Genomic DNA, 21,211 nt, shown 5'->3' on the forward strand with positions numbered 1-21,211 from the left:
TCTATGTCGTCACTCGACGCGACAGACCGCCACATCATCCGCCTGCTCCGGCTCAATGCCCGCATCAGCAATGCGAAACTTGCTGCGGAAGTCGGCCTTTCGGCCTCTGCCTGCCTTCGCCGGGTCGATATTCTGGAACGGGAGGGTATCATCCGGGGCTATACGGCGCTGACCAGCGGCCTTGCCGGCGGCGAGGTGATCTCGGTCATCGTGCAGATCACGCTCGACCGCCAGACGGAGGATTTTCTCAACAGGTTTGAGAACGCGGTGCGGCGTTATCCAGAAATTCGCGAATGTTACCTGATGACGGGCGGGTCGGATTATTTCCTGCGATGTGAGGCGGAAAGTGCGGGCGATTTCGAGCGCATCCATAAGGAGATTCTGTCGAAGCTGCCGGGTGTTTCGCGGATTCATTCGAGTTTTGCGATCAGGAATGTGCTGGCGACGCCGAAGGCGAGGTGAAGGCGGATGCGCAGAGCGTGGGGCTCACCCCCCTCTGTCCTGCCGGACATCTCCCCCTCAAGGGGGGAGATCGGGTGAGGTTTTCGCCTCGGTACCCATTAACGTCGGTATCGCGATCTCGTCCGCCAACTAAAACGCCCGGGGCAGGCCACTTGTCGATCTCCCCCCTTGAGGGGGAGATGTCCGGCAGGACAGAGGGGGGTAAGCCCTACGCTCCACTCTAACCTTCACCCCCACCACCGATAAAAATGATGCACCGGTCCCCGACCGTTCCCGACGGCAAGCCCCCGACCAGCGTCAAGCGCCCCATTCAGATAGTCCTTCGCAAGACCAACCGCCTCCGCCAGGTTATGCCCCATGGCCAGATGCGCGGTGATCGCCGCCGCCAGCGTGCAGCCGGTCCCATGGTCGTTTTTCGTGTCCACTCGCATAGCGGAAAGCGCCTGCACGGTGCCGTCTGCAAACAGATAATCCGTACTCTGCGGCCCGTCGCCATGGCCGCCCTTGATGAGCACGGCTTTCGCGCCCACCTTCAGGATCATCTCGGCCTGACGGGTGATCTCCGCCTCGGTGTCTGCAATAGGCAAGCCGGTGAGAAGCGCTGCTTCAGGCAGGTTCGGCGTGACGATGGTGGCGAGCGGCAGCAGGTCGCGCCGTAATGTCTCGATCGCATCCGCATGCAACAGACGGTCGCCGGAGGTCGCAACCATCACGGGGTCAAGCACCACCGGCTGGGGCTGCTGCCGAAGCCTTGCAGCTATGGCCGCGATGGTTTCGATCCGCGATACCATGCCGATCTTCACCGCATTGACGGCAAGATCGGAAAAAACCGCATCCATCTGCGCGACGATGGTGGCGACGGAAATATCCTCCACTGCCGTCACACCTTTGGTGTTCTGGGCGGTGATGGCGGTGATGACGCTGGCGGCATAGGCGCCGAGTGCCGAGAAAGTCTTGATGTCGGCCTGAATGCCCGCGCCGCCGCCGCTGTCTGAGCCGGCGATGGTCAATGCGATTGCTGTCATGACTGTCTCGCTTTCAGCGCTGCATCGACTGCCGCGCGGAAGTCCCTGGTTGTGCTGGCAATATCGTTTGCGCGGAAGATTGCAGAAATGACGGCGACACCATCCGCACCGGCGGCGATGACGTTCGGCACCCGGGCAAGATCGATACCGGCGATGGCGCCCACCGGCATGCCCGGCCGCAATTCGCGGAGCAGAGTGCGGAGCGTCGTAAAGCCGTCAAGGCCGACAGGCTTGTCTGGATTGACCTTGGAAACGGTTTCGAACACGCCACCAATGCAGGCGTAATCGGTGGGCATGGAGGCCGCCCGCTCGGCATCGGCGCGGTTCTTGACGGTGAGGCCGATGATCGCCTTATCTCCAAGGATGCGTCTGGCGGTTTTGGCATCCATATCATCGGCGCCGAGATGCACGCCGTCCGCGCCAGAGGCGAGCGCCACATCCACCCGGTCGTTGATGACCAGCGGCACGCCCGTGCCGGCAATGGCTTCGCGAATGGCGCTGGCGTTTTCGATCATCTCCCGCGTGGAGGCGTGTTTGTCGCGATATTGCAGAATGGTCGCGCCGTTGAGTGCGGCCGCCAGAGCAAGCTCGCCCAAGGGCGCAACATCGCCGATGCTCGCATCGACCAGCGCGTTGAGACGGTAATCAACCTTGTTCATGCTCAATCCTCGCATGGTTTATTATGTCTTCGCCGGAAATTTCTGAAAGCACATCCAGAAATGCCGGCTCGAATGTGCCGGGGCCTTTGGCGTTTTTCGCTGCCAGTTCGGCTGCGACACCCGTGATGGCGAGGGCGGCGGCGGCGGCCGTCAGTGCGTCTTTTTCCACCGCCATGAAGGCGGCGATGACGCCACCCGATAGGCAACCCGTGCCTGTCACCTTCGCCATCCACGGGTGACCGTTGACGATTCTGACGCTCCTTGTGGCGTCGCGCAGGTTATCGACAGGTCCGGTCTCTATCCTGATGGCGTTCGGAACAGCACCGATCAGGCTCATCTCAGCGCTGTTGCCGCGCACGATGGTGGGTCCAAGCGAGATCAGGTCACGCGCGAACGCCAGTCGCGATGGCGAATAGTCGCAATGCACGGGGTCCAGAATCCACGGCTTGCCAGCCGCGCGGGCGATCTCGACGGCAAATCGAATGACTTTGCGCCGGTCGGCGTCGAGCGTGCCGAGATTGATCGTCACCGCATCGGCTTTTGTGACGAAAGCACCGATTTCTTCGAGTGAAGTCGTCATCGAGGGTATGCCGCCGACGACGGTAATGCCGTCCGCGGTGAATTTCTGTACCACGGTGTTCATCAGGCAATGCACGCGCGGGCGCGTCTGCCTTACCCTTTCGAGGATCTCTGCGGCCTTCGCCGCAGTCGGAAAACTGTTTGCCATGGTTATTGCAACTCCACGGCAATGTCTTCCGCTGCCGGCGCCTGCTTGATCAGTTGCATGTCCTGCATGAAGGTGCCGAAGCGTGTGTAGCGGGCGCGATCGAGTGCGGCTGGACGTTTGGCGAAACGCGGCAGCGTATCGAAAAACGCCTGTTTGTTCAGCGCGTCGTCAAGGTTCGGATAGGCCTTGATGAAAAGCTGCCAGGATTCTTGCGGGTGGTTGGTGATGAAAATCGCCGCCTGCTCAACGGCCGAGAGAAAACGCGGCAGGCGGCTATCTTTCACGAGATCACGATGGGTGACGAAGATGAGCTCGTCATATGCGGGCACGCCATGTTCCTCGGGGAAGAACGAGCGGCCTTCGTGGCCCTCAAGCTTCATCTGCGTCAGTTCGAAATTGCGGAAACCGCCAAGCGTGGCATCGACCTTGCCGGCGATCAGGGACGGCGAGAGTGAGAAATTGACGTTGACCAGTTCCACATCGTCTTTCGTCAGTCCCTCCTTCTCCAGCATCCGCTTCAGCATCGCATCCTCGAAGCCGGAAACGGAGAAGCCGACCTTCTTGCCCTTCAGGTCCTTCAGGCTCTTGATCGGCCCGTCGGCCAGAACGGTGACGGTGTTCAGCGGGGTTTCGACCAGCGTGCCGAAACGGACGAGCGGCAGCCCGGCATCGTGGTCTAGATAGAGGTTCGGCTGGTAGTGAACGCCGATATCGGCCTGTTTTGCCGAGACGAGACGCGGCACGGCGGATGGGTCCGCAGGCGGAACCAGCTCAACGTCCAGCCCGGCATCTGCGAACAGGCCGCGTTCCTTGGCGATCACCATCGGTGCATGGTCCGGGTTCACGAACCATTCCAGCAATACGGTAAGCTTGTCGGCCGCCTGCGATTGCACGGGCGCAAACACGATTGCTGCCGCGACGACGAGGGAAAGAAGAGTTCGTTTCATGGTGCCGAAAGTCTCCGCAAATGTTTGAAAGGAATGAGATGGTCTGTTTCTTTGGCCCAGGGGGCGAGGTTGGCCGTTGCCCGGTCGACGACAAGCCGCAGCAGCACCGCCATGACGGCGAGAATAGTCATGGCGGCGAACATTGTGTCGGTCTGCATGCGGGCATTGGACTGGATCATGACAAAACCGAGCCCGGCGGAGGCGCCCACCCATTCGCCAATGACCGCGCCGAGCGGGGCGAGCGGAGCTGCGACCCTCAGCCCGGAAATGAGTGCGGGAAGCGCCAGCGGCACACGCAGCCGGGTGAGGATTTGCCAGTGGCTCGCCTCCGTCAGCGAGGCGGCATCGAGGATTGTCCGATCCGTGCGGTTGAGGCCGTCGGTGAAGGCTGAAGCGACGGGAAAAAAGATGATGATCGCCGTCATGACAACTTTCGAGGCCATGCCGAAACCGAACCAGAGTACGAGAATAGGGGCCAGCACGAAGACCGGAAATGCCTGCAACACGAGAACCATGGGCCAGACGAGGCGGCCAAAACGCGGGACGGCGGCAATCGTAAAGGCAACGAGAATGCCGGCGGCAATGCCAGCCGCAAGCCCGACAGCCATTTCACCTGATGTCACCATGGCCTGTCCGAACAGGAAGGCTGGCTGGCGCAGGAGTGCTGCGGCAACATCGGCGGGCGAGGGCAGGATGTAGCGGGGCGGTGCAAACAGCCAGATGCCCAGCTGCCAGACAATCAGAATAAGAACGACGCCCTTCAGCGCATGGGAGGCACGCATCGGCCGGGACTCAGACGCAGCCGTACCGTATACGAAGGGAAGGATGTTTCATCATCATCGTTCGGTCTCCAGCTGTGGCGATCACGGAGATCCGGGCAAAGCGGAGAAGAGAAAGGGCAGTAACGCAAACGCGCTACAGTTTCCGTTCCTACGCCGGCATGACCCGGATCAGGTTCAAGGGTCCGGCTCATCGCCATCTCAGCACCGTCAGGTGCTCCCCTCGGAAGAGACTGTTTTGCTAGGAGGGTTTTGAAGTAATGTCAACGTTGAAAGTTAACGAGAATATTGGCGAATTTGCCGCGAACATATTAGTTGTTGATTATATTAAGTTTATCAAAAATTAGTTATTTATTGAAACCGCTTTTCAATTCCGCTGTATTAGCTTTATCTCCCAGATTGGTTGGGGGCGAACTTGAAAAACTTCTGGCGAGAGAAATCTGGAAATTTTGGCATTCTGACCGCGCTGCTCATGGTGCCTCTGTGCGGGGCTGCCGGTGTGACGCTCGATATTACGCGCGGCATGTCGGTCAAAGCCGATCTGCAGCAGGCAGCGGATTCCGCGGCTCTGGCGGCAGTCGCCGATATGTCCGCAAGTGTTCAGGCGGCAAAGAAGATGTCGGGGGACGGTGTCATTCCCGTCGGCAATGAAGAAGCCCGGGCATTCTTCGATGGCAATCAGCGCGGCGACGCGGACTACACCATTACCTCGGTCGATGTTTCGGTGATCAAGCACGGCAATGTGGTCGAGTCGTCCGTCAGCTTCAAGGCGTCGGTCAGCACGACCCTCTCAGGGCTTCTGGGGAAGGATTTCGTTTCGGTTGCCGGCACGGCCACGGCCAAATACGAAACGGAAACCTTCAGCGATTTCTATCTTCTGCTTGATAATACGCCCTCCATGGGAGTGGGCGCGACACCCACGGATGTTGCCACCCTGGTTGCGAATACTGGCGATAAATGCGCTTTTGCCTGCCACATCGTGAAGGACGGCGTGGCAGACCCGAACAGCTATTACTTCAAGGCCAAGAAACTCGGGGTTACGACGCGTATCGACGTGGTTGCCAAGGCAACCGCCAGCCTGATGGACACGGCAAAGTCCACGCGCAAAAGCAGCAATCAATATCGCATGGCCGTCTATACCTTTGGGGAACGGGCGGAAGATACCAAGCTGCTTGAGGTCGTTTCGCTAACATCGGATCTGGACGCAGCAAAGAAAAAAGCTGGTGAAATCAACCTGATGTCGATCCCCTATCAGGGATACAACAACGACCAGCAAACAGATTTCGACCGGGCACTGATCCAGATTGGAGATAAGGTCGGCAGTTCGGGCACGGGCGCAAGCTCGGCGAACCCGGATAAGGTTATTTTCTTTGTTTCAGACGGGGTGGGCGACAGTTACAAGCCGTCCTCCTGTACGAAAAAACTGACGGGAGGCCGCTGTCAGGAGCCGATCGACATCAAAGACTGTACGAAATTGAAGGAAAAGGGTTTTCGTATCGCGGTGCTTTATACCACCTATCTGCCGCTGCCGACGAATGATTGGTATAATAGCTGGATCAAGCCCTTTCAGGCGGAAATCGGCTCACGCATGCAGAGCTGTGCTTCCCCGGGCCTGTATTTCGAAGTCAGCCCGTCCCAGGGCATCAGTGATGCGATGACGGTGCTGTTCAAGAAAGCCATTACATCACCACGCCTGACGGGCTGATGGCCGTTTAGCGGGGCCTGTTAGAGCATCGGTTGAACGCCGCAATATTTGCGGCGTTTTTTGGAAATGGCCGGAAGGTGATGCTTCAAGCGATATTGCGAAGCTGTTCAAATAACGCAGTAAAGGGCGTTTCAGCGCGGTAGAACACAGCCGGCTGGCCTATCGGAGCCTCCACGGTGATCTCGTGCCCGCCAAAATACCGCGCGCCACTCCAAAGATGCACCCATTCCCCATCACCCGGAAGGTAAAGCGTGCGCTGCGTCTCCCCCGCCTTCCACACGGGTGCGACCAGCATGTCGGCCCCGTAGAGATAGCTGTCCTGAATGGCATAGGTCTGCCGGTCGTTCTCGTGATGCAGGAAAAGCGGGCGCTGTACCGGCAGGCCGGTTTTGGCCGCTTCAGTGGAAAGCGATTTGAGATAGGGGGCGAGTGCGACATAGATTGCCGTCATGCGGGCAAAATGGCCAAGAACGGTCTCGTCCTGATCGATCTGGAGATTGTCGCGCGGGCGATTGCCCTCATGGGTGCGCATGACAGGAGTAAAGGCTGCCATCTCCGCCCAGCGCATGATGAGTTCCGGGGTTCTGACATTGCCGAACAGGCTGGTATAACCGCCAATATCGGAATGGTGATAGGCATTGCCGAGAAGACCGGAGGACAGCGCACCGCATATGACGGTGACGAGACCGTCATGGCGGGAGAAATCGACGGACTGGTCACCGCCCCACAGCAGCGGGCAGTGGGCTTGCACACCGGTAAAGCCCGCGCGCATGAAGAACAGCGCTTCGCCGGTTTTGCCGCGGCTTTCAACGGCCTTGGCGTTGACCTCTGCCCAGAGCGTCGGCCAGGCATTGTGCATCAGCTTGGCGTCGATGCCGTTCGATAGCGTGATGTCGATCGGCAGATATTCGCCGAAATCGGCCATCCAGCCGGAAAGGCCGAAATCAAGCATGTTCTTGCCGATGATCTCTTCGGAAAACCACTCGGCTGCGGCCGGATTGGTGAAATCGACCACGCCACAATCGAACTCGCCGAAATCCACGAGCGCCGTCTTGCCGTCCGCGCCGGTGGCGAAATAACCGGCCGCCTCCGCCTCCGGAAAAAGCGGGCCGTCGACGCAGAGATAGGGGTTCACGTATCCCAGAAAACGAATGCCCTGATCGGCAAGCTCGGCGATCTTCTGACGCAGATGCGGATAACGCGCCTCATTGGCCTGCCAGTCCCAGAATAGCCGGGCGCCGAAGGATGTCTGGCGAAGCCCCACCCAGTCCTCGCACCACAGGCCGGAGACCTTGGTTCCGGCAGCGCGGATTTTTTCCAGCCGGGCAAAGGAGTTGGCGCCATCCTTTAACCCGATGATCGCGCCGCTATAGACCCACCCCGGTAGTTCCGGCTGGCGTCCGAACCGCAGCGAGAGGGCAGAAACGATATCGGTGAAACGATCGCCGGTGAAAAACTCAATTCTTTCGGGGATCGCCCAGATCTCGACTTCGTGGAAATCTTCGTTGCGGAAATCGAAGACCGAATAGGCGCTGGTTTCCACATGCAGCGCATATTTGCGCGACGACAGATAGGTCGGCTGCGGGTAATTGGTGTTGTAATAATCGCCACCCGCCTTGCCGCTGACGTCAGCCTTGAAGGTGATTTCAGCGGTCTTGTCGCGGCCGACACCGGGTTCGGAGGTCCAGAGCGGAAAGCGGCGGCCGCGCATGTCGAAATAGGACATCTGTTCGCCACCGCCCCAGACATGTTCGTCCTCATCTGCGATGATCCGCAGCCACAGCCGATTGATGGTTTCATCCAGCGCCGTGACCCTGATGGCATTTCCATCCAGCGCCAGATGAAGGCGCGCGGCCTGCCCGGGTGCGGAAGACAGCGTAACGCTGTCGCCACTGACTTCGGCGTGGCGGAGCGCAGTTCGTTCGATGACATAGTCCTCGATATCGAAATTGCCGCGATACATATCCATCCGCTCCTTGCCGAAACCAGCAAAGAAAGCCGGGTTCTCAGGCGAATGAGAAAGAATGGTGTGGCTGCCAATCGCAAGCGTGAAGCCGTCTTTGGTCTTTTCGAATTGCATGACTATACCTGTTTAACCCTTAAGACCGCCGGCGGTGAGACCGGAGACGACGCGTTCCTGAAAGATGACGATCAGGATCGCAACCGGGACGATGCCGACCACCAGCGCCGCCGAGATGACGGGCCAGGGGAAAGCGAACTCGCCCTGGTAAAGCTGGATGCCGACCGGCAGCGTGCGCAGTGCCGGATTGGAATTGAAGGAAAGCGCCAGCAGGAATTCGTCCCAGGCGTTCACGAAAGCGAGAATACCGGCGGTGAAGACGCCTGGCGCGCATAGCGGCACGACAACCTTGAACAGCGCGCCGATGCGGGTGCAGCCATCAATCATGGCGGCGTTTTCCAGATCGCGCGGGATGCTTTCGAAGAAGGACACCAGCATCAGCGTGCAGACCGGCAGTGAGAGCACGGTGTAAGGCAGTATAAGAGCGGTCCAGCTATTGAGCAGGTTGAGCGCACGCATGATCTCGAACAGAGGCACCAGCAGCGTTACCAGCGGGAATGTGGAAACGGCGATGATGAGCGAGAGGATCAGCGCCCGGTACTTGAGATCGAGCCGCGCCAGCGCATAGGCTGCCAGCACCGAAATAAGAATTGTGAGTGCCGTGGAAAGCAGCGCGACCATGAAGCTGTTGAACAGGAAGAGGTGCAACGGCTGGTCGGAAAAGGCCTGCATGTAATTGGCGAGCGTCGGCGCATGCGGAAACCATGTGATCGGTTTCACCGTCAGTTCCGCTTCGGTTTTCAGCGAGGTGAACAGGATCCATATCGCCGGAAACAGGCCGTTGACCAGCAATATGGAGGCCGCAATGAAGCGCAGCGGCTTGCCGGAGAAGAAGGAGGACAGACCGGAGGAGGTCGCAACGGTGCTCATGGGATCAGTCCTTCGTCCTGATAATGCGGAGATAAACGGCGGTGACGCACATGGAGAGCGCAAACATCATGACCGCCAGTGCCGAACCGTAACCGAGATCGAGGAAGGAAACAGTGTTCTGGTGAATGTACATGGCGAGCGTCGTGGTTGATGTGCCGGGGCCGCCGCCGGTCATCATGTATGGTATATCAAAAGTCTGCAGCGCCGTAATCGTACGGAAGATGAGAGCAACGACGATCGAGGGCTTTAGGAGCGGTAGCGTGATCTCGAAGAATTGCCTGAGCTTGCCGGCGCCATCCACATCGGCGGCTTCATAAAGCGAGCGCGGAATGGTTTGCAGCCCTGCAAGGATCATCAGTGCCATGAAGGAGGAGGTCTTCCAGATGATGGTCAGGCAGATGGCCGCAAAGGCCCAGTTCGGCGAGTTGAACCAGATGATGCCTTCAAAGCCCAGCCGGTTCAGCACATCGTTGACCACGCCGTATTCGTAGTGGAAAAACCACGCGAAGATGAGGCCGGCGAACGACAGTGGCAGCGCCCAAGGGATGAGCAGTGACAGGCGCATCGGCCATTGCATCGAAAACGGCAGGTTGGCGAGGAGCGCAAGGCCCAGGCCCATGAACAGCGCTCCAGGCACCGTTATCAGCGTTATCAGCACCGTATTCCAGGTCGTTTCCCAGAAAATCGGGTCATCGAGCATCGCCGTGTAGTTTTCAAAGCCGATGAATTCCGCCGGCAGGCCCGATGTCAGCGAAAGGCTGAAAAACGAGGTGTAGACGAGACGCGCCACCGGATAGACGATGATAAGCGAAAGAAGAATGGCTGCAGGCGCCAGCAAAAGCACGGCAAGCGACCGGTCACCGAGATCGAGCCACCGCGTCCAGCGCGGCTGCGGTTTCTCGTCCACCCTGACCATTGTTCTCTCCGGCATCGTCACGTCTGCCACTCCCGCAACTGAATTCACGTCATCGTCTCCCGATCAGACCGGTTAAGTCCCGGCCCGTTTATCGCGCCGTTCAGGCGATTTTCACTGGTTCGGCCAAACAGGCCGGTAACGGCATGTCCTGTATGCCGCCCCGGCCACAGGGCTTAGCGCAATACGCGGCGCAGACGGCTTTCCATCTGCTTTGCGCCGTCTTCCGGCGACATCACGCCCGCAAGCACGCCATTGACGGTGGTGCGGATCGTTTCGCTGACCTCGTTGTAACGCGGTGTGACCGGACGGGCCTTTGCCGTTTCAACAACCGGAAGAGCATCCGCAAACCAAGGGATGGACTTGGTCACATCAGCATCCTTGTAGAGCGAGGCATAGGTGGGCAGCAGCGCGGCATTGATGGCCATGAACTTCGAAACATCCTGGCTGGACAGATATTCCACCAGTTTCTTGGCTTCGTCCTGCTGCTTGGAATAGGCGGAAACGCCGAATTCCCAGCCGCCGAGGCACGTCGTCTGCTCTCCGCCCTTGACGGCCGGCAACCGGGCGACGCCAACCTTGTCGTTCACTTGGGATTCCTTGCCCTGAAAATGGGTCCAGGCGTAGGACCAGTTGACGGCGAAGAGAACCTTGCCCGCCTGGAATTCCTTGCGCGTGTCGTCGGTCGCCACTTCGGAAATGTTCTTCTTGGAAATGCCTTCGTCGACGAAGCTCTTCCAGAGCTTCAGCGAATCCACGGCCGCCTGATTGTCGAAATTCAGCTTGCCGTTTTGAACCAGCGACTTGCCTTCGCTCCAGTAGGGGAGCAGGAACGTGCATACCGCACCTTCGATGGCCTTACCCTGGAAGGAGAGGCCCTGAAGTTCGGGGTTCTTTTCGCCCTCCATCACCTTTTTTGAGGCTTCCTTCAGCTCATCCCAGGTGGTCGGCGGCTGGATGCCGTATTTGTCCAGCAAGTCCTTGCGATAGTAGAGGAACATGGAATCGGCGAATGCCGGCAGCGCCACAATCTTGCCGTTCACGGTGTTTGCTTCTGCATAGGTCGGCAGGTAGGCGGACAAGTCCTTGCCGGAGAAATCGCTGGTCCAGCCAGCGGTTGCGAACTGTGCGGGACGGATGACATCGAGCATCAGCACGTCGAGGCTCGAATCCTTGGCAGACATGACGGTGTTGAGATATTGCGCCTGCATTTCGGAGGTGTTGCCGCCGGTCTCGATCACGACTTTCACGCCCGGCGTCTTCGCCTCATATTGATCGAGCGCCTTGCGCCACACGTCGGGTTGATGCTGGCTGGAAACGAAGATTTTGAGTTCGGCGTCGGCAAAGGCCTGTCCCGAAAAGCTGAGCATCGTTGCGCAGAGCGCCGCTCCCGTAAGGGCTTTGAATTTCATGTTTTCCTCCCGTTATTGAAATCTTGAAGCCGGGCCGGTGGCGGCCCGATCCTGTCACTGAATGGAGCGTTCCGTCGTCACGTCGAACAGGTGCACCTTCGATGGGTCGAGGCCGATCTTCAGTTCCTCATTCGGAGCCGGTTTCATCTCTGGCGGCATTCTCGCTGTCAGCGCCGCATCACCGAGGGTGAAATGCACCAGCGTATCCGACCCCAAAGGCTCCACCACCTGCACCTTGACGGAGAGCTGTGTGTCAAATCCCCCGGCAGGACCGAAATGTTCAGGGCGAATGCCGACGATGACCTCCCGTCCATCGAGCGCCGTTTCACGGGACGGTCTGATTGCTGCCAGTGGAAGAGAGTTACCGTCCGTAAATGTCAGCCTGTCGCCGGTCACTCTGGCGCGGGCGAAATTCATGGCAGGCGCACCGACGAAACCGCCGACGAACACGCTTTCCGGACGGTTATAGACCTCGTCCGGCGTGCCCACCTGCTCGATATCGCCGCCGCGCAGAATGACGATGCGGTCAGCCAGCGTCATCGCCTCCACCTGATCATGCGTCACGTAGATGATGGTGGTGCCGAGCTGCTGGTGCAGGCGCTTGATTTCCGTGCGAACCTGTCCGCGCAGTTTTGCGTCGAGGTTGGAAAGCGGCTCGTCGAACAGGAACACCTGCGGGCGGCGCACGATGGCGCGACCCATGGCCACGCGCTGGCGCTGGCCGCCGGAAAGCTGGCCCGGACGACGGTCCAGCAGATGGCTGATGCCCAGCATATTCGCTGCCTCATCAATGCTGGCATTGGCCTGCGAGGCGCTGACACCACGTACCTTCAGGCTGAAACCCATGTTTTCACGCACCGTCTTGTGCGGGTAAAGCGCGTAGTCCTGAAACACCATGGCGATGTCACGCTCGCGCGGCGGCAGTTTGTTGACAACGCGGTCGCCGATCATCACCTCACCGCCGCTGATGCTTTCCAGCCCGGCGACCATGCGCAACGTCGTGGATTTTCCGCAGCCGGAGGGGCCGACGAAAACCACGAATTCACCATCGTTGATTTCAAGGTCGATACCCTTGACGATGCGCAGGGCACCGTAACTCTTGTCCAGCTTGCGCAGGCTGACTGAAGCCATCTTTTCCTCCTCACGTCCGGGGCGTCCAAAATCGGATGAACGCAAACCCGGCATCAACCTTCAAATCCACGCATCGCTTTTCGAAAAAATCATCCCGATCGTCCGGCGATATCGTGGGACGGCCAAACGCCTGTCTCCCTAGGCCCGTGATATTACCTTTCGTCAAAAGGAAATCAATAGTGTATCAATTTTATTTCTGACAGAAATCAAAAACCGGCAAAGCTTTGATTTGTAGAAATATTTCAACGAAAACCCCTGCGTGGCAGGTCGCGGCTTCCTTGCCTGTGGTCAATTTTCTCTGTCCATGTGGATCACGCGAATTTCGTGCGTTTTCAACGTATGCGTGAAACATACCGTGCGACGGTGTGGTCGAACCATGTCCATGAGACTTCAGCCACGGCTCCGTCCTGCCCCTGGCTCAGGCGAAGGACACGGGGCACCGACGCGCCGGATTTCTGGCCGAATTGTGCAGGCGCCCATTCTGGCACTTCCCCGAGGTCGATGCGGTCTTCTGCCTTCGATATCCAGAGATTGAGGCGGGTGCGATAATAGAGATAGAGCGATTCCGACAGGTTCTCGATGGTAATAGTGTCGACATAGGAACCGTCTAGCCAGATCTCCTCGATTGCCGCCGGTTTCCCCGCGATACGCCTCAGGCGGCGGATGCGGTGGCCTTCCGGCGATGTGCCAAAGGCGGGTAGGGTGGATGGCTTGGCAAGGCGGGCAACATCCAGCACCTCCGCCGTTGGCAGGCCACCGCCTTCGATCATCTCCAGCCGGAAGAAGGCATAAACGCTCTGGGGATCGCTGACCGCGCGGATATAATTGCCGGAACCCTGCACACGCTCCAGCAGTCCACGCTCCTGCAACTCCGCAAGCGCCTTGCGAAGCGTGCCGACAGCAATGCCGAGATCGGCTGCCATATCCCTTTCGGGAGCAAGCTTTTCACCATCTGTCAGACGGCCCGCAGCAACTTCGCGCACCAGCATTTCGGCGATCTGCAAATACATAGGCAGGCTGCCGCCCGTGTGTTTCATGATGCTATCCCCTCCGCAAAACAAAAATTGATACATCATTGATTTACATATTTCTTGATGTTATGCAAGAAAAACGAGAGCGGCCTTGAGGAGGAATTGCATGACCGTCGTACCCGTTACATCCGCTGATCTCGATGCTGCCGAGGTCTCCTGGTTTTCTGCCCTTTGTTCCGATGATTACGCCTATCTGGGCGTGCCGGATGGCAGCCTGCGCTCCAGCTTCGAACATTGCTCGGATATCGTCAAAAAGGCCGAGGAACTCGGTTTTCGCAACATTCTCTGCCCCTCTTCCTATCAGGTCGGCCAGGACACGTTGAGCTTCGTGGCGGGTTGCGCTCCGATCAGCGACCGCATCAATTTCCTTGCTGCAATCCGTTGCGGCGAAATGCAGCCGATCATGCTGGCGCGTACGGTGGCGACGCTCGATCACATGCTGAAGGGCCGCCTGACGCTCAACGTCATCAGCTCCGATTTTCCCGGCGAGGTGGCTGACAGCGCGTTTCGCTACAAACGCAGCCATGAAGTCGTGCAGATTTTGCGCCAGGCCTGGACCCGTGACACGATTGACCATGACGGCGATATCTACCAGTTCAAGGGTATCTCCACCGAGCCTGCACGTCCGTACCAGCAGAATGGCGGTCCGCTGCTCTATTTCGGCGGTTATTCGCCGGATGCGCTGGAGCTGTGCGGCGCGCAATGCGACGTGTATCTGATGTGGCCCGAAACGAAAGACCAGCTCGCAGACCGCATGCGTGCTGCCCATGAGCGTGCCGCAGCCCATGGCCGCACGCTGGATTACGGCCTGCGAGTCCACATGGTCGTGCGCGATACCGAACAGGAAGCGCGCGAATATGCCGAGCATCTGGTTTCGAAGCTCGATGACGAGTATGGCCAGCTGATCCGCAACCGCGCCCACGACAGCGGCTCACTCGGTGTATCGCATCAGGCGCGGGCCCGGGAACTGGCCGACCAGTTCGGTTATGTCGAACCCAACCTGTGGACCGGCATCGGCCGGGCGCGCTCCGGCTGTGGTGCAGCGCTCGTCGGCTCCACCGATAAGGTCCTTTCGGCGCTGGAGGAATACCAGAAAATGGGTATTCGCGCCTTCATCCTCTCGGGTTATCCGCATCTCGACGAGGCTGAACACTTCGGAACCAAGGTCCTGCCGCAAATGAAAACCTGCTCCCTGCCGCATGCATACGGCCGGGTGCCTTCTGAAACACCTGCTACGCCGCTGGGCAACGGGGAACGCCACTGATGGAACGTATCGCTCTTTCTGAAAACCTGGAACTTAGCCGCATCGTTTACGGCATGTGGCGCATCGGCGACGATGCTGATACTTCGCCTTCCCATGTACAGGCAAAGATCGAAGCCTGCCTGGCGCAGGGCATCACCACCATGGATCAGGCTGATATATATGGTGGATACACGGCGGAAGCCATTCTGGGTGCCGGCCTCAAGGCAGCTCCATCCCTTCGCGACAAGATCGAGATCGTGACGAAATGCGGCATCGTGGCGCCAGCCGGGCGTCACTCAGCCGCCCGCGTCAAGCATTACGATACCACGGCTGGCCATATCAACGCTTCAGTCGAGGCCTCCTTGCGTGACATGGGCACAGATCATGTCGATCTCTTGCTGATCCACCGGCCCGATCCGCTGATCGATCCCGAAGAAACCGGCAAGGCGCTCGATGCACTGGTAGCGTCCGGCAAGGTCAAGGCCGTGGGCGTTTCCAATTTCCGCCCTTGGGATTTCTCCCTGCTCCAATCGGCTATGAGCAATAGGCTGGTTACGAACCAGATCGAAATGAGCTTGCTTGCTACCGATAGCTTCACCAATGGCGATCTGGCCTTCCTGCAGGAAAAGCGCGTTTCACCGATGGCGTGGTCGCCGCTTGGCGGCGGTTCGCTGTTTTCCGGTGCGCATGGTGGAACCATGGCTGCCCTGCAGCGCATCGGCAACGAGCAGGGCGTCGATGCCACTGCCGTTGCCATCGCCTGGCTGCTGCGGCATCCGGCAAAGATCGTGCCCGTGCTCGGCACCAACAATATTCAGCGCATAAAAACGGCGGCCGATGCCCTGCGCGTCACCATCGACCGCCAGACCTGGTTTGAGCTTTACACACTTGCAATTGGAAGCGAGGTGCCGTGATGACAGTCGCAGAAGCGATCAAAATGCCCAATGAGCATGTATTTGTTCCCGGCGGCGAAAACAGCCGCAGCTTTCGCAATGCGCTCGGCGCTTTCACCACCGGCGTAACGGTGGTGACGGCAACGACGCCCGAAGGGCCGATCGGTATGACGGTCAACAGCTTCGCGTCGGTATCGCTCGATCCGCCGCTGGTGCTGTGGTCGCCTGCCAAAAATTCATCGCGCTATCCGGCCTTCAGCGGCGCAACGCATTTCGCCATCCATGTGCTGAGCGCAGATCAGGACGTGCTGAGCGCCCGCTTCACCCGCAACGGCCGCGCATTTGACGATCTTGACTGGGAAATCAACGACGAGGGCGTTCCGGTCATTCCGGGCACGCTCGCCCGTTTCGAATGCCGGCAGGCGGCAGCCCACGATGCGGGCGATCACACCATCATCGTCGGCGAAGTGCTGCGTGCCGCCCACCGCGATGGCGATCCCCTGTGCTTTTCAGGCGGAGCCTTCGGCCGGTTTTCAAAGCAGTAGGCAGAACGGGATTTTCCCGTTCGATCTCGGTAGAGATTTACTCCAGCCATCTGTTGCTTATTTAACGGAGCACGCCTGTCGTGCTCCGTTTTTGTTTCGTCTGTCAGTAAAAACCACGCTTTGCGCTGTTCATATTGGAAATCATCTTTCAAACTGGCGTAGTTGATCTGATTCAAAAAATGATTCGCTCGATCAAAGGAAGACCGCACGTCGCGCGGGTTAGGGAGACTGAATGTCCGCTTGTTTCTGCCATGTTTCGGAAGGGGAAACCTGTCCGACAGCGGAAATGCGTGCCTTGACGCCAAGCAGGCTTTTCGTCTGCGGGACGGCGGGTCTTTTTTTCTTTATATTTTCGCTTGCCGCTACATCGGAGGCTATCGCCGAAACGTTGCTCTGGACGGGGTCCGATGGGGGTGACTGGTTTACCGACGCGGACTGGGGTCCGTCGCGCCGCGTGCCTGGTGCCAGCGATGATGTGGTGATCGATACCTACGGCCCGGTCATTACGATAGGGACAAGCGCCAAAGCCCGTGAATTGTTGATAGGCACCGCGCCAGGGGCCGGCACGCTGGTAGTGCAGGGCGGCTTGCAGACAGATTCAGTTTTTCTCGGCGCCGTCAGTGGCGCGTCCGGCACGGCAAGTTTCATCGGTGCGAAATGGCAGAATGACGGTGATGTCTCCATCGGTGGCAGCGGCGTGGGTAACCTTTCCCTTTTGCACGGCACGACGGCATCGTCGAAGAACGTCCTAATTGGCGGAAGCGGGACTGGAAATGGCTCCCTCAAGCTCGATAACTCTTCCACTCTCACGACTTCCGACACCGTTTTTGTGAGCGGGTCGTCTTCCGGAGCTGGCGGCGGTGGAAATCTGGATGTGCTCGGCGCCAGCGAGCTTTACAGCGCGAGAGGCGTTCTGGCCGAAGACCTCGGCACGACGGGAACCGCGCTGGTTTCCGGTGAAGACAGCCACTGGACCATGTCCGGGGATATGGTCGTTGGCGAAGCAGGCGTTGGTAAGCTCACCGTAACCGGTGGCGGCACGGTCATCAGTCAGACAACGACGGTGATTGCCAATCTGGCTTCTGCGGACGGAAGTTCTGTGACGGTAAGCCGTCTGGGCTCCGCGCTGCAAAGCGGCGGATCGCTCGTCGTTGGCAATTCGGGAGCTGCAACGCTTCTCGTAGAGGCCGCAGGGACCGTAACCAGTGGCGAGGCCATTGTCGGCCGCCATTCGGCAAGTGAGGCGACTGTCACCGGCGACGGCTCCAACTGGAGGACCGGCGACCTGCAGGTCGGCGGCGATGTCGCCGATCCGGGCGGTGCCGCCGGCAATGGTAAGCTCAACGTTATGGCGGGTGGCTCCGTTGATAGTACGACGGCGCGGCTTGGTGTTGTGGCGGGTGCGACGGGCGCTGCCGCCGTGGATGGGCAGGGCTCGGTCTGGACAGTCAACCGTGGCGATCTCGAGGTGGGGGTGAATGGCACGGGTTCGCTGGAGGTCACGGGCGGCGGCCTTGTCGATGCAGCGAATATCATCATCGGAACAAATGCCGGCGGTATTGGTTCCGCCCGGGTATCCGGCGCCGGCAGCAAATTGCAAAGCCGCGCCGATCTCAATGTCGGCCTTGACGGCAACGGTTCCATGACCGTCGAGGCCGGTGGCACGGTGGAAAGCCGCGACGGCTATGTTGCGGCCCATGGCGGTTCCACTTCCACCGTAACGGTGGCGGGCAACGGATCGAGCTGGGCGATGACCGGAACGTTTTTTGTCGGATACGGAGGCGGGGCTACAGGAAATGTGTCGGTCAGCGCTGGCGGCGGTATCAAAGCTGCCAAGGTGATGCTCGGTGATCTTGCCGGTTCCTCCGGCACGATGACGATCACAGGAGCGGGTTCGAACGTCACCGCTTATATCGACAACGGCGTTGTGAACTCCGGCTCCGTCGATGTGGGTTTTGAAGGTTCCGGAAGCTTGACCGTTACGAATGGCGGATCGCTTGATGCCTATGATCTCTGTGCGGGCAGTGCGGCGGGATCGAATGGAAATGTTCTGGTCAGCGGTGTGGGATCGCGCGTTGCGGTTGGCAATCTCATGGTCGTCGGCGATGCCGGAAACGGTTCCGTGGAGATAACCGGCGGAGCCTCGCTGGCTGCGCCCACTATTCTCATTGCCGCATCGGCGGGTTCCACAGGGGTGCTCAACATCGGAGCTGCCGTGGGCCAGACCGCCCGCTCAGCCGGTGCGTTGGAAGCGCGCACGATTGCTTTCGGTGCAGGCAACGGCAGCATCGTCTTCAACCATTCCGAGACCGGCTATATACTCTCAGCCGATATTTCAGGTGCGGGCAAAGTCGTTGCCGAAGCTGGCGTCACAACGCTTGGCGGCAATAACAGCTATTCCGGCGGCACCACGATTTCTTCCGGCACGCTGAAAGGCACCTCAAAAAGTTTCGGCTCGGGCGGCATCGCCAATGATGCGCAACTCGTTGTCGATGGTGCCGGCACGCTTTCCAATGCCATCAGCGGTACTGGCACCTTTGAAAAGACCGGCGATGGTAATCTGGTCTTGACCGGAAATAGTACCTATACGGGCACCACTGCGGTTTCCTCTGGAAAGCTCAGCGTCAATGGTTCGGTTGCAAGCGCTGTTTCGGTCGGTCCCGGTGCCACACTCGGCGGCTCCGGCACCATCGGCGGCCTGACCGTCGGCTCGGGTGGCACGCTCGCGCCCGGCAATTCGATCGGCACGCTGGCTTCCACGGGCAGCGCAACATTTGCTAGTGGCTCTCGCTATGAGGTTGAAATCGACGCCGCCGGCAATTCCGATAGGCTTGCCGTGACCGGAACTATCACCATCGACAACGATGTCAGTCTTGTCGTTACGTCGCTGGCGAACCAAACTGCCTATAGCCTCAGCACCCGCTACACGATCCTGACGGCAACGGGTGGAATTACCGGTACGTTTTCAAGTGTCGGCGAAAATTTCGCCTATCTGACCGCAAGGGTAGCCCGGAGTGCCGACGACGGCAGCACCTATCTTTCCTTCGCCCGGGCATCACCGGATGCCGGCTTTCTGGCCGCTGAAACTTCGACGGCCAATGCGCGCGGGGCCGCCAACGCCATAGAGGCGCTTGGGGAAAGCTCGCCGCTCTACGAGGCGGCCGTGTTTCTGCAGCAGGGCGAAACCCAATCCGCCTTCGCGCAGCTTGCCGGGGAAGTTCATCCCTCGCTTGCCATGGCTTTGATCAACCGCAGCCAACTCACCCGCGATGTCATTCTCAACCGGCTGCGCAGTGCTTTCGAAGGTGTCGATGCGCGCCCGATCCTGCCGGTCGCCTATGCTGAAGGCGGATCAAACCCGTTTGACATTGACGAGGGTTCACTCACGTTCTGGTCCAGTGGTTTCGGCTCTCGCGGCCGCATCGATGGTGATGGAAACGGCGCATCGGCCGACATGAAGGGCGGCGGCGTCCTCTTTGGTGTTGACGGAGATCTGGCTGATGGCTGGCGTGCCGGGGTGGCGGCCGGTTACGGCCGCGATGTGATCAGCCAGGGTTCTCCTGCTGCATCCGCTGACGTAGACAGCTACTATGTGGCGGGTTATGCGGGCAAAACAATTGGCCCTGCATCCCTGCGTCTTGGTGCAACCCATGCCTTTCAGGATGTCGAAACGCGCCGGGCAGTTTCCTTTTCAACATTGAAGGATGACCTCACCGCCGGTTACGACGCTTCCACCACGCAGGTCTTTGCCGAAGCCGCCTGGCGGTTCGATTTCGATCTCACCCATATCGAGCCTTACGCCAATATCGCTTACGTGAATACGCGGACGGATGCTTTCCGGGAGATGGGCGGTATCGCCGCCGTGTCTTCGGGTGCCGTCAGCCACGACGAGTTTTATTCGACGCTCGGGGCGCGCATCAGCCGTGACATTGCGTTGGAGGGGATGCTTGGACGCGCGATGCTCGATATCGGGTGGCGTCATGCCTATGGCGATCCGATGATGGAGAGCGCACTGTTCTACGATGGTGGCAGTGCGTTTTCTGTGACAAGTACTGCCATGGCGCGCGACGTGGCATTGATCAATCTGGGGCTTAGCTACAATCTCAACCCATCCGCCACCTTGACATTCCGTTACGGCGCGGTTTTTGGCGCGGGTCTGCTGGATCAATCTGCTTCAGCCCAACTTGGAGTTCGTTTCTGATGAAGCGCAGTCAAAACACGCTTTGGAAAACGGCTCTCACGGTGTTCCTGTCCGCCGGTTTGGTGGCAGGCGGTGCTCCCGCGCAAGATGCAGAAAAAAAGGCGGACGCGCCGTTGCGTGAGGTTCACGGGAGTTGGCAGCTTGCTTGCGTCGCGCCTGCGAAAAAAGATGATAATGAAGCCAGTAAGCCGGTTGCGGAGACGGCAAAACCGCTCTGCGCCATCGCTCAGGTCCAGCTTGAGGAGAAGACACGCAAACTGGTCGTCTCCGTCGAGTTCCGGCTGGATGATGTCGGGACGCCGGGTAAGCTTTCCGGCACCATGGTCATGCCTTTCGGCCTTGCCGTCACAAAGCTGTTTTCGGTAAAATCCGGAAATGTGCGGTTGCAGGAAGTTCAGGTCAGCACGTGTCTGCCCGTGGGCTGCATCGTTTCCTTCACGCCGTTCGTCGAACTTGTAACTGCGCTGAAGGCCGGACAAACCCTGACGATAGAGGCCCCCGATCTGCAGGGCCGAACGGTTTCGTTCCAGTTGCAGGGACAGGGATTTTCCGAGGCACTGGAGCGCCTCGGAAGCTTGCATTAGAGCA

General features: G+C 59.2%; 18 protein-coding genes and 1 riboswitch. Of the genes, 7 read left to right on the forward strand and 11 right to left on the reverse strand.

Annotated features, from left to right (window positions below):
- Nucleotides 1-3: 3 nt before the first annotated feature.
- Nucleotides 4-462 (forward strand): Lrp/AsnC family transcriptional regulator, encoded by a 459-nt coding sequence (locus tag ACQZ5Y_RS08840; RefSeq protein WP_003500727.1) that lies wholly within the window; start codon nt 4-6, stop codon nt 460-462.
- A 227-nt stretch (nt 463-689) separates the two neighbouring features.
- Here ACQZ5Y_RS08840 and thiD read toward each other — a convergent pair whose 3' ends face one another.
- Genes thiD through ACQZ5Y_RS08865 form a run of 5 tightly spaced genes read right to left on the reverse strand, consistent with a single transcriptional unit; the run spans nt 690 to nt 4,602 of the window.
- Nucleotides 690-1,487, reverse strand: a complete 798-nt coding sequence (gene thiD, locus ACQZ5Y_RS08845; RefSeq protein ID WP_003510831.1) for a bifunctional hydroxymethylpyrimidine kinase/phosphomethylpyrimidine kinase — start codon at nt 1,485-1,487, stop codon at nt 690-692.
- Nucleotides 1,484-2,146, reverse strand: a complete 663-nt coding sequence (gene thiE / locus ACQZ5Y_RS08850) for a thiamine phosphate synthase (RefSeq protein WP_174050463.1) — start codon at nt 2,144-2,146, stop codon at nt 1,484-1,486. The genes thiD and thiE overlap by 4 nt, the downstream gene beginning before the upstream one ends.
- Nucleotides 2,133-2,873 carry a hydroxyethylthiazole kinase gene (locus ACQZ5Y_RS08855; protein WP_019564651.1) on the reverse strand — a complete coding sequence of 247 codons (741 nt, stop codon included), beginning with the start codon at nt 2,871-2,873 and terminating at the stop codon, nt 2,133-2,135. Before ACQZ5Y_RS08855 ends, thiE begins: the two co-directional genes overlap by 14 nt.
- Nucleotides 2,874-2,875: 2 nt before the next feature.
- A complete protein-coding gene (locus tag ACQZ5Y_RS08860) occupies nt 2,876-3,820 on the reverse strand; it encodes an ABC transporter substrate-binding protein (protein WP_174050461.1) in 945 nt (314 codons plus the stop codon).
- Entirely contained in the window at nt 3,817-4,602 is a 786-nt protein-coding gene (locus ACQZ5Y_RS08865) for an ABC transporter permease (RefSeq protein ID WP_174050459.1), read from the reverse strand. Before ACQZ5Y_RS08865 ends, ACQZ5Y_RS08860 begins: the two co-directional genes overlap by 4 nt.
- A 128-nt stretch (nt 4,603-4,730) precedes the next feature.
- Nucleotides 4,731-4,833, reverse strand: a riboswitch (TPP riboswitch).
- 181 nt (nt 4,834-5,014) lie between these two features.
- Here ACQZ5Y_RS08865 and ACQZ5Y_RS08870 point away from each other — a divergent pair.
- Nucleotides 5,015-6,304, forward strand: a complete 1,290-nt coding sequence (locus ACQZ5Y_RS08870; protein ID WP_174050458.1) for a TadE/TadG family type IV pilus assembly protein — start codon at nt 5,015-5,017, stop codon at nt 6,302-6,304.
- Nucleotides 6,305-6,389: 85 nt separating this feature from the next.
- Here ACQZ5Y_RS08870 and ACQZ5Y_RS08875 read toward each other — a convergent pair whose 3' ends face one another.
- From ACQZ5Y_RS08875 to ACQZ5Y_RS08900, 6 genes are all read right to left on the reverse strand, one after another.
- A complete protein-coding gene (locus ACQZ5Y_RS08875) occupies nt 6,390-8,384 on the reverse strand; it encodes an alpha-glucosidase (protein WP_174050456.1) in 1,995 nt (664 codons plus the stop codon).
- A 12-nt stretch (nt 8,385-8,396) separates the two neighbouring features.
- On the reverse strand, nt 8,397-9,254 hold the full coding sequence (locus ACQZ5Y_RS08880) for a carbohydrate ABC transporter permease (protein WP_003500737.1): 858 nt from the start codon (nt 9,252-9,254) through the stop codon (nt 8,397-8,399).
- A 4-nt stretch (nt 9,255-9,258) separates the two neighbouring features.
- Entirely contained in the window at nt 9,259-10,170 is a 912-nt protein-coding gene (locus tag ACQZ5Y_RS08885) for a carbohydrate ABC transporter permease (RefSeq protein ID WP_003510821.1), read from the reverse strand.
- A 173-nt stretch (nt 10,171-10,343) separates the two neighbouring features.
- Nucleotides 10,344-11,579, reverse strand: a complete 1,236-nt coding sequence (locus ACQZ5Y_RS08890) for an ABC transporter substrate-binding protein (RefSeq protein WP_013761547.1) — start codon at nt 11,577-11,579, stop codon at nt 10,344-10,346.
- Between the two features lie 54 nt (nt 11,580-11,633).
- Nucleotides 11,634-12,710, reverse strand: a complete 1,077-nt coding sequence (locus ACQZ5Y_RS08895) for an ABC transporter ATP-binding protein (RefSeq protein ID WP_003510819.1) — start codon at nt 12,708-12,710, stop codon at nt 11,634-11,636.
- A gap of 332 nt (nt 12,711-13,042) precedes the next feature.
- On the reverse strand, nt 13,043-13,747 hold the full coding sequence (locus ACQZ5Y_RS08900; protein ID WP_065661628.1) for a GntR family transcriptional regulator: 705 nt from the start codon (nt 13,745-13,747) through the stop codon (nt 13,043-13,045).
- Nucleotides 13,748-13,847: 100 nt separating this feature from the next.
- Between ACQZ5Y_RS08900 and ACQZ5Y_RS08905 the strand changes: the two genes are divergently transcribed.
- From ACQZ5Y_RS08905 to ACQZ5Y_RS08925, 5 genes are all read left to right on the forward strand, one after another.
- Nucleotides 13,848-15,005 carry an LLM class flavin-dependent oxidoreductase gene (locus ACQZ5Y_RS08905; protein ID WP_174050453.1) on the forward strand — a complete coding sequence of 386 codons (1,158 nt, stop codon included), beginning with the start codon at nt 13,848-13,850 and terminating at the stop codon, nt 15,003-15,005.
- Nucleotides 15,005-15,898, forward strand: coding sequence for an aldo/keto reductase (locus tag ACQZ5Y_RS08910; protein WP_019564643.1), 894 nt, complete (start codon nt 15,005-15,007; stop codon nt 15,896-15,898). The genes ACQZ5Y_RS08905 and ACQZ5Y_RS08910 overlap by 1 nt, the downstream gene beginning before the upstream one ends.
- Nucleotides 15,898-16,422, forward strand: coding sequence for a flavin reductase family protein (locus ACQZ5Y_RS08915; protein ID WP_013761544.1), 525 nt, complete (start codon nt 15,898-15,900; stop codon nt 16,420-16,422). Before ACQZ5Y_RS08910 ends, ACQZ5Y_RS08915 begins: the two co-directional genes overlap by 1 nt.
- A gap of 232 nt (nt 16,423-16,654) precedes the next feature.
- Nucleotides 16,655-20,623 (forward strand): autotransporter domain-containing protein, encoded by a 3,969-nt coding sequence (locus tag ACQZ5Y_RS08920; protein WP_174050451.1) that lies wholly within the window; start codon nt 16,655-16,657, stop codon nt 20,621-20,623.
- Nucleotides 20,623-21,207, forward strand: coding sequence for an invasion associated locus B family protein (locus ACQZ5Y_RS08925; RefSeq protein ID WP_111804205.1), 585 nt, complete (start codon nt 20,623-20,625; stop codon nt 21,205-21,207). The genes ACQZ5Y_RS08920 and ACQZ5Y_RS08925 overlap by 1 nt, the downstream gene beginning before the upstream one ends.
- Nucleotides 21,208-21,211: the final 4 nt, after the last annotated feature.

It is taken from the genome of Agrobacterium sp. A3-95, from assembly GCF_053521785.1.